This window comes from Pantoea sp. M_10 (assembly GCF_008631515.1).
Classification (GTDB): Bacteria; Pseudomonadota; Gammaproteobacteria; order Enterobacterales; family Enterobacteriaceae; genus Pantoea; species Pantoea anthophila.
This window is the reverse complement of record NZ_VWUL01000001.1, coordinates 110,162-125,422: the sequence shown is the minus strand read 5'-3', so window position 1 is coordinate 125,422 and position 15,261 is coordinate 110,162. Positions and strand designations below refer to the sequence as shown.

Below are 15,261 nucleotides of genomic sequence, written 5' to 3'. Positions count from 1 at the left end.
TTATTCTCGTCAGGGATAAAGGTTTCGTTAGCCGTCATCTGCACGTAAACTTGCCAGACGGAAGCGCGAACGGGATGTCCACTTTATGACCACTTTTTATACGCTGATCAGCTGGTTGCTGCTGTTTGGTTACTGGCTGCTGATTGCCGGTGTCACACTGCGCATCCTGATAAAGCGCCGGGCTGTCACGTCGGCGATGGCCTGGCTGCTGGTTATCTATATTCTGCCGCTGGTCGGCATTATCGCTTATCTCTCCTTTGGCGAACTGCACCTGGGTAAACGTCGCGCGGAGCGCGCCCGCACCATGTGGCCGTCAACGGCCCGCTGGCTGAACGATCTGAAGCAATGCCGCGAGATTTTCGCGACGGAACACAGCGACGTCGCGCGCTCGTTATTTGAGCTTTGCTACCATCGGCAGGGTATTGCCGGGGTAAAGGGAAATCAGCTGCAACTGTTAACCAGCGCCGATGATGTGATGCAGGCACTGATTCGTGACATCCAGCTGGCCCGCCATAATATCGAGATGGTGTTTTACATCTGGCACCCCGGTGGTCTGGCAGATGAAGTTGCCGAATCGCTGATGGCGGCGTCGCGCCGTGGCGTCCACTGCCGTCTGCTGCTGGACTCAGCGGGCAGCGTAAACTTTTTCCGCAGCCCCTGGGCGGGCATGATGCGCAACGCCGGCATTGACGTGGTGGAAGCGTTACAGGTGAGCCTGCTGCGCGTCTTCCTGCGGCGGATGGATCTGCGCCAGCATCGTAAAATCGTGCTGATCGATAACTACATCGCCTACACCGGCAGTATGAATCTGGTCGACCCCCGCTTCTTTAAACAGAGTGCCGGTGTGGGTCAGTGGATTGATCTGATGGCGCGTATGGAAGGCCCGGTCGCGACCGCGATGGGGATCGTTTTCAGCTGCGACTGGGAAATCGAGACCGGTAAGCGCATTCTGCCTCCCCCGCCCGATCGCAACATCATGCCGTTTGAACAGGAGAGCGGCCACACCGTGCAGGTGATCGCCTCCGGTCCCGGTTTTCCGGAAGATATGATCCATCAGGCCCTGCTGACCGCCGTCTATTCGGCGCGTGAGCAACTGATCATGACGACCCCCTACTTTGTGCCCAGCGACGACCTGCTGCATGCGATCTGCACGGCGGCGCAGCGTGGCGTCAGCGTCAGCCTGATCCTGCCGCGTCACAATGACTCACTGCTGGTCGGCTGGGCCAGCCGCGCCTTCTTCAGTGAATTGCTGGAGGCGGGCGTGAAGATTTACCAGTTTGAAGATGGCCTGCTGCATACCAAAAGCGTGCTGGTGGACGGACAGCTGAGCCTGGTCGGCACCGTGAATCTCGATATGCGCAGTTTATGGCTTAATTTCGAGGTGACGCTGGTGGTGGATGATGCGGGCTTCGGCAGTGACCTGGCCTGCGTACAGGATGACTATATCGCGCGGTCGCGTCTGCTGGAGGGTAAGCGCTGGGCAAAACGTGCCTGGTGGCAGCGCATTGTTGAACGACTGTTTTACTTCTTCAGCCCTTTACTGTAAAACGAGCCAGATTGTGTAAATGGCCGCAGGCAGACAGGACAGACTATGGATTTAAATAATCGCCTTACCGAAGATGAAACGCTGGAACAGGCCTACGATATTTTTCTCGAACTGGCAGGTGACAATCTCGATCCGGCAGACATCATTCTCTTCAATCTGCAGTTTGAGGAGCGCGGTGGCGCAGAGCTGTTCGACCCGTCTGAAGACTGGAAAGATCATGTTGATTTCGATCTGAACCCTGACTTTTTCGCCGAGGTGGTGATTGGGCTGGGTGAAGCGGACGGTGAGCCGATCACCGACGTCTTTGCGCGCGTGCTGCTGTGCCGTGAAAAAGATCACAAGCTGTGTCATATCCTGTGGCGTGAATAGACCGCCGATGCGCGGTGACGTGAATGACGTCGTGGCGCAGCATCCCAGAACAGAAAACGCCGGGCAATTGCCCGGCGTTTTGCTTCAGAGCGGGTCGACCTTGAGACAGGAGACCGCATGGTGGAAGCTGCCTTCCAGCAGCGGACGAGTTTTCGCACACTCCGGTCCGGCAATCGGACAGCGGGTGCGGAACACACAGCCTGACGGCGGATTGATCGGCGACGGCAGCTCCCCCTCCAGTAGCTGAATCTGCTTGTTCTTCTCCAGATCGGGATCGGGAATTGGCACGGCAGACATCAGCGCCCGGGTGTAAGGGTGCTGCGGATTGCCATAGACCTCACTGTAGGTGCCCAGCTCCACCGCATGTCCCAGATACATCACCAGCACGCGATCAGAGATATGTTTCACCACGGCCAGATCGTGCGCGATGAAGATCAGGGACAGTCCCATTTCACGCTGCAGCTGCTGCAACAGATTCACTACCTGCGCCTGAATCGACACGTCGAGCGCCGATACCGGCTCATCACAGATAATGAGCTTTGGCTCCAGAATCAGCGCACGGGCGATGCCGATACGCTGGCACTGGCCGCCCGAAAACTCATGCGGATAGCGGTTAATCAGGTTCGGCAGCAGGCCCACCTTCATCATCATATTTTTGACGCGGTCTTTCACTTCCTGACGCGCCATCTTCGGATGATAGGTGCGCAGCGGCTCGGCGATGATATCGCCGATAGTCATACGCGGATTCAGAGAGGCCAGCGGGTCCTGGAAGATCATCTGAATGTCGCTGCGCGCCTTGCGCCACTCCTCTTCGCTCTGACCGAGCAGATCGCGGCCTAACCAGGCGACACGCCCTTCTGTGGCTTTGACCAGCCCGATAATGGCGCGTGCCAGCGTCGATTTGCCGCAGCCGGACTCGCCCACCACGCCCAGGGTTTCCCCTTCATAGAGACGCAGGCTGACCCCGTCCACCGCTTTCAGGGTCTTTGAAGGCTTCCAGAACCACTGCTTGCCATCTTTGATGTCGAAATGCACCTTCAGGTCGGCGATTTCCAGTAACACTTTCTTTTCAGCTACGGTGCTCATACTAACTCCTCCACCGGCTTAAAGCAGGCACGCAGACGGCCATCGCCAAACGGCTCCAGCGGCGGCGACTGGGTGCAGATATCCATCGCGTGCGGGCAGCGCGGCTGGAACGGACAGCCCTGCGGCAGACGCAGCAGATTGGGTGGATTCCCCGGAATGGTCGTGAGGCTCTCGCCCTCGGCATCCAGGCGTGGTACGGCATTGAGCAGGCCGATCGAATAAGGATGGGCGGGCTGATAAAAGACATCGCGGGCGCGGCCATACTCCATGGTGCGTCCGGCGTACATCACCAGCACTTTGTCGCAGATCCCCGCCACCACGCCGAGATCGTGGGTGATCATGATGATGGCGGTGTTGAACTCGCGCTTCAGATCATTGAGCAGCGTCATGATCTGCGCCTGCACCGTCACATCCAGCGCCGTGGTCGGTTCATCGGCAATCAGCAGCTTTGGACGGCAGAGCAGCGCCATGGCGATCATCACGCGCTGGCGCATCCCACCGGAGAACTCATGCGGATACATTTTCATTCGCTTGCGCGCTTCCGGCATCTTCACTGCATCCAGCATTCTCACCGACTCTTCGAAAGCCTGTGCGCTGCTCATCCCCTTGTGCAGTTTCAGCACTTCCATCAGCTGCTCGCCGACCCGCATATAGGGATTGAGCGAGGTCATCGGGTCCTGGAAGATCATCGCGATCTGCTCAGCGCGCAGCCGGTTAAGCTGGCTTTCCGGCAGATTCAGGATCTCTTTGCCGTTGAACAGCGCAGAACCGCCAATGCGCCCGTTTTTCGCCAGCAGCCCCATCAGGGCAAAGGCGGTCTGTGACTTGCCCGAACCGGACTCACCGACAATGCCCAGCGTCTCCCCTGCGCGCAGCGAGAAGTTCAGATTGTTCACCGCGGTGACATCACCATCGTGCGTGCCAAAGGTGACGCGTAAATCTTTGACCGTAAGTAGCTGTTCGCTTCCCGCGCGGGCCGCCATCGCTGGCTGAAATTCATGAATAGTCATCGGGAAACTCCTTAACGATCTTTCGGGTCGAGGGCATCACGCAGGCCATCGCCGATAAAGTTGAAACAGAACAGCGTGACCACCAGGAAGCCCGCCGGGAACAGCAACAGCCACGGCGACACTTCCATGGAGTTGGCTCCGTCGCTCAGCAGTGCGCCCCAGCTGCTCAGGGGTTCCTGCGTGCCCAGACCCAGGAAGCTCAGGAAGGATTCAAACAGGATCATACTGGGCACCAGCAGTGAGGCGTAAACCACCACCACCCCCAGCACGTTGGGCACGATATGGCGCACCACAATTTTCCAGGTCGATACCCCACCTACATGAGCGGCTTCGATAAACTCTTTGCGCTTCAGGCTCAGCGTCTGGCCGCGCACAATACGCGCCATATCCAGCCATGAAACCATGCCGATGGCGGCAAAGATCAGCAGGATGTTACGACCAAAGAAGGTCACCAGCAGGATCACGAAGAACATGAACGGGAAGGAGTTGAGGATTTCCAGAACACGCATCATCGCCGAGTCGGTTTTGCCGCCCAGGTAACCGGCAATAGAGCCATACAAGGTACCGACCACCACGGCGATCAGGGCGGAGGCGACGCCGACCATCAGGGAGATCCGGCCGCCAATGGCCACACGCACCAGCAGGTCACGCCCCGACGAGTCGGTGCCGAACCAGTGACCGGAAGTGGTATCCGGCGGTGAAGACATCATCGCCCAGTCGGTATCGTCGTAGGTGAACTGCGCCACCATCGGCGCGATAATCACAAACAGCGTAATGACCAGCAGCACCAGCAGGCTGATCAGGGCTGCCCGGTTATGGATAAAACGACGACGCGCGTCCTGCCAGAGACTGCGCCCTTCTACTTCCAGCTTCTCACTGAACGCATCAAGAGCTTCGCTGTTTTTCTTACTTAACATCATGGCGAACTCCGCAATCAGTAACGAATTTTGGGATCGATGACGGCATAGAGCACGTCAACAATCGCGTTAAACAGGATGGTCAGCAGACCGACCAGAATCGTCAGGCTCATCACCAGCGAGTAGTCGCGGTTCAGTGCGCCGTTAACAAACAGCTGACCGATGCCCGGCAGACCGTAGATCGATTCGATCACCATCGAACCGGTGATGATGCCGACAAAGGCGGGCCCCATATAGGAGATGACCGGCAGCAGAGCCGGTTTCAGCGCATGACGCAGCACAATGCGGCGCAGCGGTAAGCCTTTGGCGCGAGCCGTGCGGATAAAGTTGGAGTGCATCACTTCAATCATCGATCCACGGGTGATACGGGCAATACTGGCAATGTAGGCCAGTGAGAGTGCCACCATCGGCAGCAGCATGTAGTTCCACTGCCCGCCATTCCAGCCCCCGCCCGGCAGCCATTTCAGGCTGATCGCGAACAGCAGGACCAGCAGCGGCGCGACCACAAAGCTGGGTATCACCACGCCGGTCATCGCCACCCCCATCACCGCGAAGTCCCACAGGGTGTTCTGTTTCAGCGCGGCGATGACCCCGGCCGTGACGCCGAGCACGATCGCCAGCAGGAACGCGGCCAGACCCAGTTTTGCCGAGACCGGGAACGCGTGCGCGACCAGATAGTTAACCGAATAATCTTTGTATTTAAAGGATGGGCCGAAATCGCCGTGGGCCAGCTGGACCAGGTAATCGACATACTGCTTACCGATAGGATCGTTGAGGTGATATTTCGCCTCAATGTTGGCCATCACTTCCGGTGCCAGGGTGCGCTCGCCGGTAAAGGGGCTGCCGGGTGCCAGTCGCATCATAAAGAAGGAGATGGTAATCAGGACGAACAGCGTCGGAATCGCTTCAAGCAAGCGACGCAGGATGAATTTTAACATTGCCGTACCTACCAGGCTGTTGCTTCACAACATATAAAAAATAGTAAAAAGGCGGCGCGAGAGGCGCCGCCACTGCTGATAGCCTGAACGCTATTAGTGTTTAATGATGTAGAAGTCTTTAGACAGCGTTTTATCCAGCGGATCTTTACCGGTGTAACCACCAACGTAAGGTTTCACCAGACGCGTATTCACGTAGTAGTAAACCGGTACGATGGTGCTGTCTTTATCCAGGATCTGCTCGGCCTGCTGATAGTCCGCTGCACGGCCTTTGGCATCCGGCGCTTTGATTGCGTCACGCACCACTTTGTCAAACGCATCGCTCTTATAGTGCGAGGTGTTACTGCTGCTGTTAGAGAGCATGATGTTCAGGAAGGAAGTCGGTTCGTTGTAGTCCGCACACCAGGCCGCACGCGCCACATCGAAGTTACCCTGATGACGGGTGTCCAGGAAGGTTTTCCACTCCTGGTTTTCCAGCTTGATATTCACACCGATGTTTTTCTTCCAGATCGACGAGGCGGCAATCGCCAGCTTCTTGTGCAGATCGGAAGTGTTGTAGAGCAGGTTGAAGGTCAGCGGTTTATCCGCCGTGTAGCCCGCTTCAGCCAGCAGTTTTTTCGCTTCGGCGTTACGCTTATCCTGTGACCACTTGAACCAGTCTGGCGGCAGGATTTCCATACCGTCGGTGGCTGGCGGTGTGAAGCTGTAGGCCGGCTTCTGACCCTGCGCCAGCACTTTATTCACCATGATGTCACGGTCCAGACCCAGCTTCAGGGCGGCACGAACGCGCGGATCGGTAAATGGCGCTTTCTGGTTATTGATTTCGTAGTAGTAGGTGCAGAGATAAGGATCGACATGCAGCTCTTTGCCGTTTTCGCGCTGCAGCTTTTTGAACAGCTCGATCGGCAGGTTGTTATAGGTCATGTCGCTGCCGTTCTCGGAGAAGTAACGGTTGACGTCACTGACTTCAGAACTGATTGGCAGGTAGGTAACCTTGTTCAGCACGGTGTGCTCGTTGTCCCAGTAGTTCGGGTTACGCACCAGCGTGATGCGTTCGTTGATGACGTGTGCGTCGAGCTTAAAGGCACCGTTACCGACCCAGTTTTGCGGCTGAGTCCACTGTTCGCCGAACTTCTCAATCGCCGGTTTATAAACCGGTGACATCACGGAGTTGATCAGCAGCTTATCAAAATAGGGAACCGGCTCACTCAGGGTCACTTCCAGCGTGTGGTCATCAATCGCTTTCACGCCCAGATCGGTAATGGGCTTTTTACCTGCGATGATGTCATCAACGTTCAGGATATGACCATACTGAGGATAGCTGGCGTAGGGTGAAGCCGTTTTCGGGTCAACCAGACGCTCCCAGCTGTAGACGAAGTCCTGCGCGGTTACCGGCTCGCCGTTAGACCATTTGGCATTTTTACGCAGGTGGAAAGTCCACACTTTGAAATCTTTATTTTCATAGCTTTCCGCCACGCCCGGGATCGGTTTGCCGTTGCTGTCATTGACCAGCAGACCTTCATAGAGATCGCGCGCCACGTTGTCTTCCGGCACGCCCTCGATTTTGTGCGGGTCAAGCGACTGCACTTCATCGCCATTGCCGCGAACGAGTTCCTGTTTGGCTGCCAGCTCAACGCCTGCAGGCACGGTCGCCGCGAAAGCCGCATTCCCTGCCAGGGCACTTATTGCGGCGAAGACGCCCGCTGCAATCAGGCTTTTTTTCGTGATGTTGTTCATTATTACACTCCAGTTTTATTATCGTCACCGCAGCGCTGTTCTGCCGCGGCGTCCCCCGTTTCCGGGCTCCCTTAACCCGGGAGAGTGACCCCAAAAAATTGGTCTGTTTGCTGATGCGCTTCCCGTCTGTCTCACCAGGATGGCGAGCAGATCAGTGTTTTTTAATAAAATAGTACTTCAGGTCTGTCATATCCTGCGGGTCTTTGCCCGTGAAACCGCCAACCCAGGGCTTCACCAGGCGCACACTGACGCGGTAGTAAACTGGCACAATGGGTGAGTCTTTGTCGAGTTGTGTTTCAGCCTGCTGATAGAACTCCGAGCGCTGCGCCTCACTGCCCGCCGTCAGGCTCTTCGCCATCAGCTCGTCAAAGGCCGCACTGCTGTAAAAGGCGGTATTGATCGAGGCGTTGCTGATCAGCATGTTGAGGAAGGTTGAAGGCTCATTGTAATCGGCGCACCAGGTGGCTCGCACCACGTCATACTGTGCCTGATGGCGGGTCTCCAGCATCGTCTTCCACTCCTGATTCTGCAGGGTGACTTTTGCGCCGAGATTTTTCTGCCACATTGAAGCGGCCGCAATCGCCTGCCGTTTATTCTGATCGGAAGTGTTATAGAGCAGCGTAAAGGTCAGCGGATTGGCGGCGTTGAATCCCGCCTCTGCCAGCAGCTTTTTCGCCGCCTCATTGCGTTGCGCCTGCGTCCAGGTAAACCAGGCTGGCGGTGTCAGCTTAATACCGGCGGTAAAGGGCGGCGTCAGGCTGTAAGCCGGAATCTGTCCCTGCCCCATAATTTTTCTGGCAATCACCTCACGGTCGAGGGTCATCTTTAGGGCGGCGCGCACCCGTGGATCGGTGAACGGCGCCTTTTTGTTATTGATTTCATAATAAAACGTGCAGAGCAGCGGACTGATCTTCACCTCATCGCCGAGATCCCTGCGCAGCTTGCCAAACATCTCCGGCGGCAGGGCGCTGTTGGTGATGTCCGTTCCGCCACTGCGGTAGCGGTTGATATCGCTGTTTTCAGAGGCGATGGGCAGAAAGGTCCCCTGCTCAATCACCGTATGGGCATTGTCCCAGTAGTGAGGATTGCGCTTCAGAACAATTTTTTCATTCACCACCCAGTCGCTTAAGGTATAAGCACCGTTACCGATATAGTGGCCCGGCCGGGTCCAGGCGTCGCCCCACTCTTCGATAGCGGGTGCATAAACCGGCTTCAGCGCCGTGTGCGCCAGCATGGCTACCAGATAAGGCACCGGTTCAGTCAGCGTAATCTGCAGCCGGTGGTCATCGAGCGCTTTCACGCCCAGCTGATCGGGTGACGCTTTACCAGCCAGAATCGCATCGATCCCGGCAACATGGGCGGCCTGCAGATAGCTGGAGTAAGGCGACGCGGTGGCAGGGTCCACCAGCCGACGCCAGCTATAGACAAAATCTGCGGCGGTCACCGGCTCACCATTACTCCACTTAGCATCATCCCGCAGGTTAAAGATCCAGACGGTGGGCTGCGGATTCTCCCAGCTCAGGGCAACGCCGGGGACGACCTTACCGAAATTATCGGTGTTAACCAGACCGTCCAGCAGGTTGTGAATAATATTGGATTCCGGCACACCTTCGGTTTTATGGGGATCCAGCGAAGAGACTTCGTTGCCATTGTTAATCACAATCTGTTGCTGCGCGGCCAGCGTCGTTCCGGGAGGAACCGTGGCGGCATAAGCCGGCGGAAACGCTATTAACAGTGCGGCGAGAGTCAGCCGCTGTTGCTGCACATTCATCATCCCAGTCATCCGAAACGCCAACCTTTTTTAAGTATCCCGACAGGCTTAAGCAAAAAGCGTTCTCACTTTGCACTTTCGGAGAAAAAAATTCACGCTGGGCCAGAAATTATCAGAAGCCATCAGAGGGCGCCAAAGTAAAATAGCTAAAATGTTAACTAATTCTCTTTTATCACGAGTTGTCACGCAGCGGAAGTGTTAATTTTCGACCTGAAAATATCATATCGATATGAAAAATAGGCGTTTTAGTCGGAAACCCTATGCAGACGTGCTTTGCATCATAAATACGCACGGTTTTTGGTACTTATCTTCCGAAGTCGGCATCTGGCCTGAGAAAAATCCAGCCTGATGGCTCTCAGGCGGGTGTTTATGAGGGAGGGAAGAATCAAGACAGAAGAATATGGTGTGAAAATCGTGACATTATTTTGCTGACAGATGTCTGTGAACCGGCCAGCAGTAATGAAATTTATAATCGGCTGAATCTTTTAAGCGTGACGAATAATTGCATTGTAATGGTGCAATAAAACCGTCGATTGCACCATTACGGATCAGGTTTACGCTTCGCTGCCTGAAATAAGTGACGCGTTAATTGAGCAGTCCGGGAAATATAGACTTCAGGCCGGTAACAACAAACTCAATACCCAGGGCCATCAGTAACAGACCCATGATACGGGTAATCACGTTAATGCCGGTCTGTCCCAGTATCCGCACCATTAAAGGCGCGGCCCGAAACAGCAGCCAGCAACATAAGGCAAAAATGGCAATCGCCAGCGTAAAGCCCAGCAGGTTAAGCCAGCTGTGATAGCGGGTGCTCCAGACAATCGTCGAACTGATGGCACCCGGACCGGCCATCAGGGGAAGCGCCAGAGGCACTACGCCAACGCTTTCACGAATGGCCGTTTCTGACTTCTCCTGTTTGTTCTGCTTATCCTCGCCCAGCTTGCCACTGATCATCGACATCGCAATGGTCACGACCAGAATCCCGCCCGCAATGCGGAACGAGTCAATCGAGATGCCAAACACCCGCAGAATCGCATCGCCGAGGAACAGCGAGGTCCAGAGGATAATAGCCACCGCCAGGTTGGCGGTTAGATTCGTTTTATTGCGTTCAGCTGCCGCCTGATAGCGGGTCATACTGATGAACACCGGAATAATGCCGACCGGATTAACCAGCGCGAACAGCCCGACAAAGAATTTTATATAGCCTGAAAGATCTAACAGTGCAGGGTTCACGACATGGCTCCGTAACGCAGGGGGGGAAATCGCGCCTAATGTAAGTGAAAAGCGGCACAGACGCCAGATGCATACGCCGCTATTTATGCCACTTAAGGCGGAACCCATAGCGGATTCCCCCAGCGTTCCGAATGAGACTGGATTTTGTCGCTATGGCAAGCCGGCTTACATGGTGCAAACAGATTCGAAACAAGGTGGCGCAAAAAGCCCGGCTGAAAGGTGTCAGCTTGGGGTTAAATTGATCTGCATCAAAATTACCCTACCCCAAACCAGGTAATCTTTTCGTAACGGAAGTATTAGCAGTCTCAATGAAAATCTGACGGACTGCCTGACAAGACTCTTTCAGTAAACAGTTGAAAATCCATGCATTCCTGGCCGATAGGACGCGTTATGACAGCGTGACTATACTCAGGGCGCAGGATTGTTTACTAAAAAAGTTTAACTTCCTCAGGAGAACACCATGGCCGTTACGAATGTCGCTGAACTCAATGCACTGGTTGAACGTGTAAAAAAAGCCCAGCGTGAATATGCCAATTTTTCTCAACAGCAGGTCGACGCCATTTTCCGTGCCGCCGCCCTCGCCGCCGCAGACGCTCGTATTCCTCTCGCCAGAATGGCCGTTGCCGAATCCGGCATGGGCATTGTCGAAGACAAAGTCATTAAAAACCATTTTGCGTCAGAATATATCTACAACGCCTATAAAGATGAAAAGACCTGCGGTGTGTTAGCTACCGATGACACCTTCGGCACCATCACTATCGCCGAACCTATTGGTCTGATTTGCGGCATTGTGCCGACCACTAACCCCACCTCTACCGCCATCTTTAAAGCATTAATCAGCCTGAAAACCCGCAACGGTATTATCTTCTCGCCACACCCCCGTGCCAAAGATGCCACCAACAAAGCGGCGGACATCGTGCTGCAGGCTGCCATTGCAGCCGGTGCGCCAAAAGATATTATCGGCTGGATCGATGCCCCCTCCGTTGAACTGTCAAACCAGCTGATGCACCACCCTGACATTAACCTGATCCTCGCCACTGGCGGTCCGGGCATGGTGAAAGCGGCCTACAGCTCCGGTAAACCCGCCATCGGCGTCGGTGCCGGTAATACGCCAGTGGTGATTGATGAAACCGCCGACCTGAAGCGGGCCGTCGCCTCGATTCTGATGTCCAAAACCTTTGATAACGGGGTGATCTGTGCCTCGGAACAGTCGGTCATCGTGGTTGATGCAGTTTACGACGCAGTGCGTGAGCGTTTTGCCAGCCACGGCGGTTACCTGCTGCAGGGCGCGGAGCTGAGCGCGGTACAGAATATCATTCTGAAAAACGGCGGTCTGAACGCCGCCATCGTCGGCCAGCCCGCGTTTAAAATTGCGGAGATGGCAGGCATCAGCGTGCCACCCAGCACCAAAATCCTGATTGGGGAAGTGAAGCTGGTGGACGAATCTGAACCCTTTGCCCATGAAAAACTTTCGCCAACCCTGGCGATGTACCGGGCGAAAGATTTCAACGACGCGGTAGACAAAGCAGAAAAACTGGTCGCCATGGGCGGTATCGGCCACACCTCGTGTCTCTATACCGACCAGGATAACCAGACCGAACGTGTGCACTACTTTGGCGACAGGATGAAAACCGCACGTATTCTGATCAATACGCCCGCTTCTCAGGGCGGTATCGGTGACCTCTACAACTTCAAACTGGCACCCTCTCTGACGCTGGGTTGTGGTTCCTGGGGCGGCAACTCGATTTCAGAGAACGTCGGTCCGAAACACCTTATCAACACCAAAACTGTCGCCAAGCGAGCTGAGAATATGTTGTGGCATAAACTTCCTAAATCTATCTACTTCCGTCGCGGTTCCCTGCCCATTGCGCTGGAAGAGGTAGCAACGGACGGCGCGAAACGGGCCTTTATCGTGACTGACCGCTTCCTGTTCAATAACGGTTATGCCGATCAGGTCACCCGCGTCCTGAAATCACACGGTATTGAAACGGAAGTCTTCTTTGAAGTTGAAGCCGATCCGACGCTGAGCATTGTGCGTAAGGGTGCCGAGCAGATGAACAGCTTTAAACCGGACGTAATCATCGCGCTGGGTGGCGGCTCTCCGATGGACGCAGCGAAAATCATGTGGGTGATGTATGAACATCCGGAAACCCACTTTGAAGAGCTGGCACTGCGCTTCATGGATATCCGTAAACGTATCTACAAGTTCCCGAAAATGGGCGTCAAGGCGCGTATGGTGGCCATCACCACCACATCCGGCACCGGTTCAGAAGTGACACCGTTTGCCGTCGTCACCGATGATGCGACCGGCCAGAAATATCCTCTCGCTGACTATGCGCTGACCCCGGATATGGCGATTGTCGATGCCAACCTGGTGATGGAAATGCCCCGCTCCCTCTGCGCCTTCGGCGGCCTGGATGCGGTTACCCATGCGCTGGAAGCCTATGTGTCTGTGCTGGCGAATGAATACTCAGATGGCCAGGCACTGCAGGCACTGAAACTGCTTAAAGAGAACCTGCCCGCCAGCTACGCGGAAGGTGCCAAAAATCCGGTGGCGCGCGAACGTGTTCACAATGCGGCCACTATCGCCGGTATCGCCTTTGCTAACGCCTTCCTTGGGGTCTGTCACTCCATGGCGCATAAGCTGGGGTCAGAGTTCCATATTCCGCACGGTCTGGCTAACGCCCTGTTAATCTCGAACGTCATCCGCTACAACGCAAATGACAACCCGACCAAACAGACCGCGTTCAGCCAGTATGACCGCCCACAGGCGCGCCGTCGCTACGCGGAAGTTGCTGACCACCTGGGCCTGAGCGCCCCTGGCGACCGCACCGCGCAGAAAATTGAGAAGCTGCTGGCCTGGCTGGATGAGATCAAAACTGAGCTCGGCATTCCGACCTCTATCCGCGAAGCCGGCGTACAGGAAGCGGACTTCCTGGCCAAAGTCGATAAGCTGGCCGATGATGCGTTTGATGACCAGTGTACCGGCGCAAACCCACGCTATCCGCTGATTGCCGAGCTGAAACAGATTATGCTCGACACCTACTACGGCCGTGAGTTTGTCGAACCTTTCTCAAGCGTTGCCGAAGCGGTCGCTGAACAGCCGGTAAAAGAAGTTAAAGCGGAGAAGAAAGCGAAGAAAGTCTGATAGTACCGTTCTGATAACCTGATAAAAAAACCCGCCGCGGCGGGTTTTTTACTGGCTGAAAAACGTGTCAGATGACTGGCGTATGTGCGCCGTGAATCGCCTGCAGCGAGCCCTGCTCTATGGCCTGTTTATAGTGCTTACGGCAGACCGAGATGTAGCGTTCATTCCCCCCGATGACTACCTGCTCACCTTCACTGAAAGGCTTCCCTTCGCTGTCCAGTCGCAGCACCATGCTGGCCTTGCGGCCACAGTGACAGATGGTTTTGAGTTCGACCAGCTTATCGGCCCACGCCAGCAGATACTGACTGCCAACAAAGAGTTCGCCGCGAAAATCGGTACGCAGGCCATAGCAGAGCACTGGAATATCAAGATCGTCGACCACATCAGAAAGCGCTTTGACCTGCTCACGGGTGAGAAACTGGCTCTCATCGACCAGCACGCAGTGAATAGGCTGTGCGGCATGTTCCGCCGCAATATCGCTGAACAGCGCGGTATCGGCATTATAGAGCAAGGCTGGTGACGAGAGTCCGATACGGGAGCTTACCTGACCGGCACCAAAACGGTTGTCAATTTCGGCAGTGTAGACCAGCGAGCGCATGCCCCGCTCCTGATAGTTATAGGAGGATTGTAACAGTGCGGTCGATTTCCCTGCGTTCATCGCAGAGTAATAGAAATAGAGTTGGGCCATAGGAGCGTATCTTCATCAGGACTGAACAGAATGGTGCGCATATTATCACAAAGCACAGCCCATGCATTGCTGCTGAGAGAGGGAGAAAACCTGACAGATAGCCAGAATTTTCATCAGGAACCGTTTCCAGTGCCGATGGGCTCTGTCGCAGAGTGAAATAGGTTTTTCTTATTTTAACCGCAATAAAAGAGATGACATTATTTGCAGCAACTTAAATACATTAAATTTATTTCATAACGACAGAGGGGAGATTATTTCTTCCGGGCATCGCTTTGATTTTTTATGATCAACATTATTTTTTAATTTTCATTTTATTCGCTGAAGAAATACATTTGTGATTGAAGTTATTTAATGTCACCACTACTATTATCGGGCAACACAACTTCTCCCTTATTCAGAGACCAGGACAATGAGCGAAGCACTAAAAGTTCTTAATAATATTCGTACGCTGCGCGCCCAGGCCAGAGAGTATTCCATTGAAACACTGGAAGAGATGCTGGAAAAACTGGACGTAGTGGTAAAAGAACGTCGCGAAGAAGAGTCGCATTTCCAGGCTGAAAATGAAGAGCGCGCGCGCAAGCTGAATCAGTATCGTGAAATGCTGCTGGCTGATGGTATTGACCCTTCTGAGCTGGTCAGCATGCTGACTGATACCCGCGCGACAGCAAAAAGCAAACGTTCGGTGCGTCCGGCTAAATATGGTTATACCGATGAAAAAGGTGAGTCAAAGACCTGGACCGGTCAGGGCCGCACGCCAGCCATAATTAAAAAAGCGCTGGAAGAAGAGGGTAAAAAGCTGGACGATTTTTTACTGTAACGGC

At 54.7% G+C, this 15,261-nt stretch carries 12 protein-coding genes; 4 read left to right on the top strand and 8 right to left on the bottom strand.

The window, feature by feature from the left end; translation table 11 throughout:
• Nucleotides 1-85: 85 nt before the first annotated feature.
• Together cls and F3I47_RS00630 are read left to right on the top strand one after the other, a co-directional pair.
• Nucleotides 86-1,546, top strand: a complete 1,461-nt coding sequence (cls, locus tag F3I47_RS00635; protein WP_009089916.1) for a cardiolipin synthase — start codon at nucleotides 86-88, stop codon at nucleotides 1,544-1,546.
• Nucleotides 1,547-1,591: 45 nt separating this feature from the next.
• Nucleotides 1,592-1,915: an HI1450 family dsDNA-mimic protein gene (locus tag F3I47_RS00630; protein WP_009089915.1), complete on the top strand. Its 324-nt coding sequence runs from the start codon at nucleotides 1,592-1,594 to the stop codon at nucleotides 1,913-1,915.
• Between the two features lie 84 nt (nucleotides 1,916-1,999).
• On the opposite strand, the gene oppF is transcribed toward F3I47_RS00630, so the two are convergent.
• The 7 genes from oppF to F3I47_RS00595 all read right to left on the bottom strand — a co-directional run bounded on the left by oppF (nucleotide 2,000) and on the right by F3I47_RS00595 (nucleotide 10,604).
• A complete protein-coding gene (gene oppF, locus F3I47_RS00625; RefSeq protein WP_150029522.1) occupies nucleotides 2,000-3,001 on the bottom strand; it encodes a murein tripeptide/oligopeptide ABC transporter ATP binding protein OppF in 1,002 nt (333 codons plus the stop codon).
• Complete coding sequence (locus F3I47_RS00620; RefSeq protein WP_009089912.1) at nucleotides 2,998-4,011, bottom strand: ABC transporter ATP-binding protein; 1,014 nt, start codon at nucleotides 4,009-4,011, stop codon at nucleotides 2,998-3,000. The genes oppF and F3I47_RS00620 overlap by 4 nt, the downstream gene beginning before the upstream one ends.
• A gap of 11 nt (nucleotides 4,012-4,022) precedes the next feature.
• Complete coding sequence (gene oppC, locus F3I47_RS00615; RefSeq protein WP_046101922.1) at nucleotides 4,023-4,931, bottom strand: oligopeptide ABC transporter permease OppC; 909 nt, start codon at nucleotides 4,929-4,931, stop codon at nucleotides 4,023-4,025.
• Nucleotides 4,932-4,945: 14 nt separating this feature from the next.
• A complete protein-coding gene (oppB, locus tag F3I47_RS00610) occupies nucleotides 4,946-5,866 on the bottom strand; it encodes an oligopeptide ABC transporter permease OppB (protein ID WP_009089910.1) in 921 nt (306 codons plus the stop codon).
• A gap of 93 nt (nucleotides 5,867-5,959) precedes the next feature.
• On the bottom strand, nucleotides 5,960-7,600 hold the full coding sequence (gene oppA, locus F3I47_RS00605) for an oligopeptide ABC transporter substrate-binding protein OppA (RefSeq protein WP_058958172.1): 1,641 nt from the start codon (nucleotides 7,598-7,600) through the stop codon (nucleotides 5,960-5,962).
• 151 nt (nucleotides 7,601-7,751) lie between these two features.
• The gene (locus F3I47_RS00600) at nucleotides 7,752-9,374 is read right to left on the bottom strand and encodes an ABC transporter substrate-binding protein (RefSeq protein WP_150029628.1); all 1,623 of its coding nucleotides are present in this window, start codon (nucleotides 9,372-9,374) and stop codon (nucleotides 7,752-7,754) included.
• A 582-nt stretch (nucleotides 9,375-9,956) separates the two neighbouring features.
• Nucleotides 9,957-10,604 carry a YchE family NAAT transporter gene (locus F3I47_RS00595; protein ID WP_009089907.1) on the bottom strand — a complete coding sequence of 216 codons (648 nt, stop codon included), beginning with the start codon at nucleotides 10,602-10,604 and terminating at the stop codon, nucleotides 9,957-9,959.
• A gap of 460 nt (nucleotides 10,605-11,064) precedes the next feature.
• Here F3I47_RS00595 and adhE point away from each other — a divergent pair, with 460 nt between their 5' ends.
• On the top strand, nucleotides 11,065-13,752 hold the full coding sequence (gene adhE / locus F3I47_RS00590) for a bifunctional acetaldehyde-CoA/alcohol dehydrogenase (RefSeq protein WP_150029520.1): 2,688 nt from the start codon (nucleotides 11,065-11,067) through the stop codon (nucleotides 13,750-13,752).
• Between the two features lie 67 nt (nucleotides 13,753-13,819).
• Here adhE and tdk read toward each other — a convergent pair whose 3' ends face one another.
• The gene (gene tdk, locus F3I47_RS00585; protein WP_009089905.1) at nucleotides 13,820-14,440 is read right to left on the bottom strand and encodes a thymidine kinase; all 621 of its coding nucleotides are present in this window, start codon (nucleotides 14,438-14,440) and stop codon (nucleotides 13,820-13,822) included.
• A 409-nt stretch (nucleotides 14,441-14,849) separates the two neighbouring features.
• On the opposite strand from tdk, the gene hns reads away from it, so the two are divergent.
• A complete protein-coding gene (hns, locus tag F3I47_RS00580) occupies nucleotides 14,850-15,257 on the top strand; it encodes a histone-like nucleoid-structuring protein H-NS (RefSeq protein WP_058958169.1) in 408 nt (135 codons plus the stop codon).
• The last annotated feature ends 4 nt before the right edge of the window (nucleotides 15,258-15,261 follow it).

Bases quoted from the DNA above. Each gene is read 5' to 3' on its own strand.
- cls (WP_009089916.1), top strand. From the start codon at position 86: ATGACCACTTTTTATACGCTGATCAGCTGGTTGCTGCTGTTTGGTTAC.
- oppF (WP_150029522.1), bottom strand. From the start codon at position 3,001: ATGAGCACCGTAGCTGAAAAGAAAGTGTTACTGGAAATCGCCGACCTG.
- oppC (WP_046101922.1), bottom strand. From the start codon at position 4,931: ATGATGTTAAGTAAGAAAAACAGCGAAGCTCTTGATGCGTTCAGTGAG.
- oppB (WP_009089910.1), bottom strand. From the start codon at position 5,866: ATGTTAAAATTCATCCTGCGTCGCTTGCTTGAAGCGATTCCGACGCTG.
- hns (WP_058958169.1), top strand. From the start codon at position 14,850: ATGAGCGAAGCACTAAAAGTTCTTAATAATATTCGTACGCTGCGCGCC.
- tdk (WP_009089905.1), bottom strand. From the start codon at position 14,440: ATGGCCCAACTCTATTTCTATTACTCTGCGATGAACGCAGGGAAATCG.
- F3I47_RS00620 (WP_009089912.1), bottom strand. From the start codon at position 4,011: ATGACTATTCATGAATTTCAGCCAGCGATGGCGGCCCGCGCGGGAAGC.
- F3I47_RS00630 (WP_009089915.1), top strand. From the start codon at position 1,592: ATGGATTTAAATAATCGCCTTACCGAAGATGAAACGCTGGAACAGGCC.
- oppA (WP_058958172.1), bottom strand. From the start codon at position 7,600: ATGAACAACATCACGAAAAAAAGCCTGATTGCAGCGGGCGTCTTCGCC.
- adhE (WP_150029520.1), top strand. From the start codon at position 11,065: ATGGCCGTTACGAATGTCGCTGAACTCAATGCACTGGTTGAACGTGTA.
- F3I47_RS00600 (WP_150029628.1), bottom strand. From the start codon at position 9,374: ATGATGAATGTGCAGCAACAGCGGCTGACTCTCGCCGCACTGTTAATA.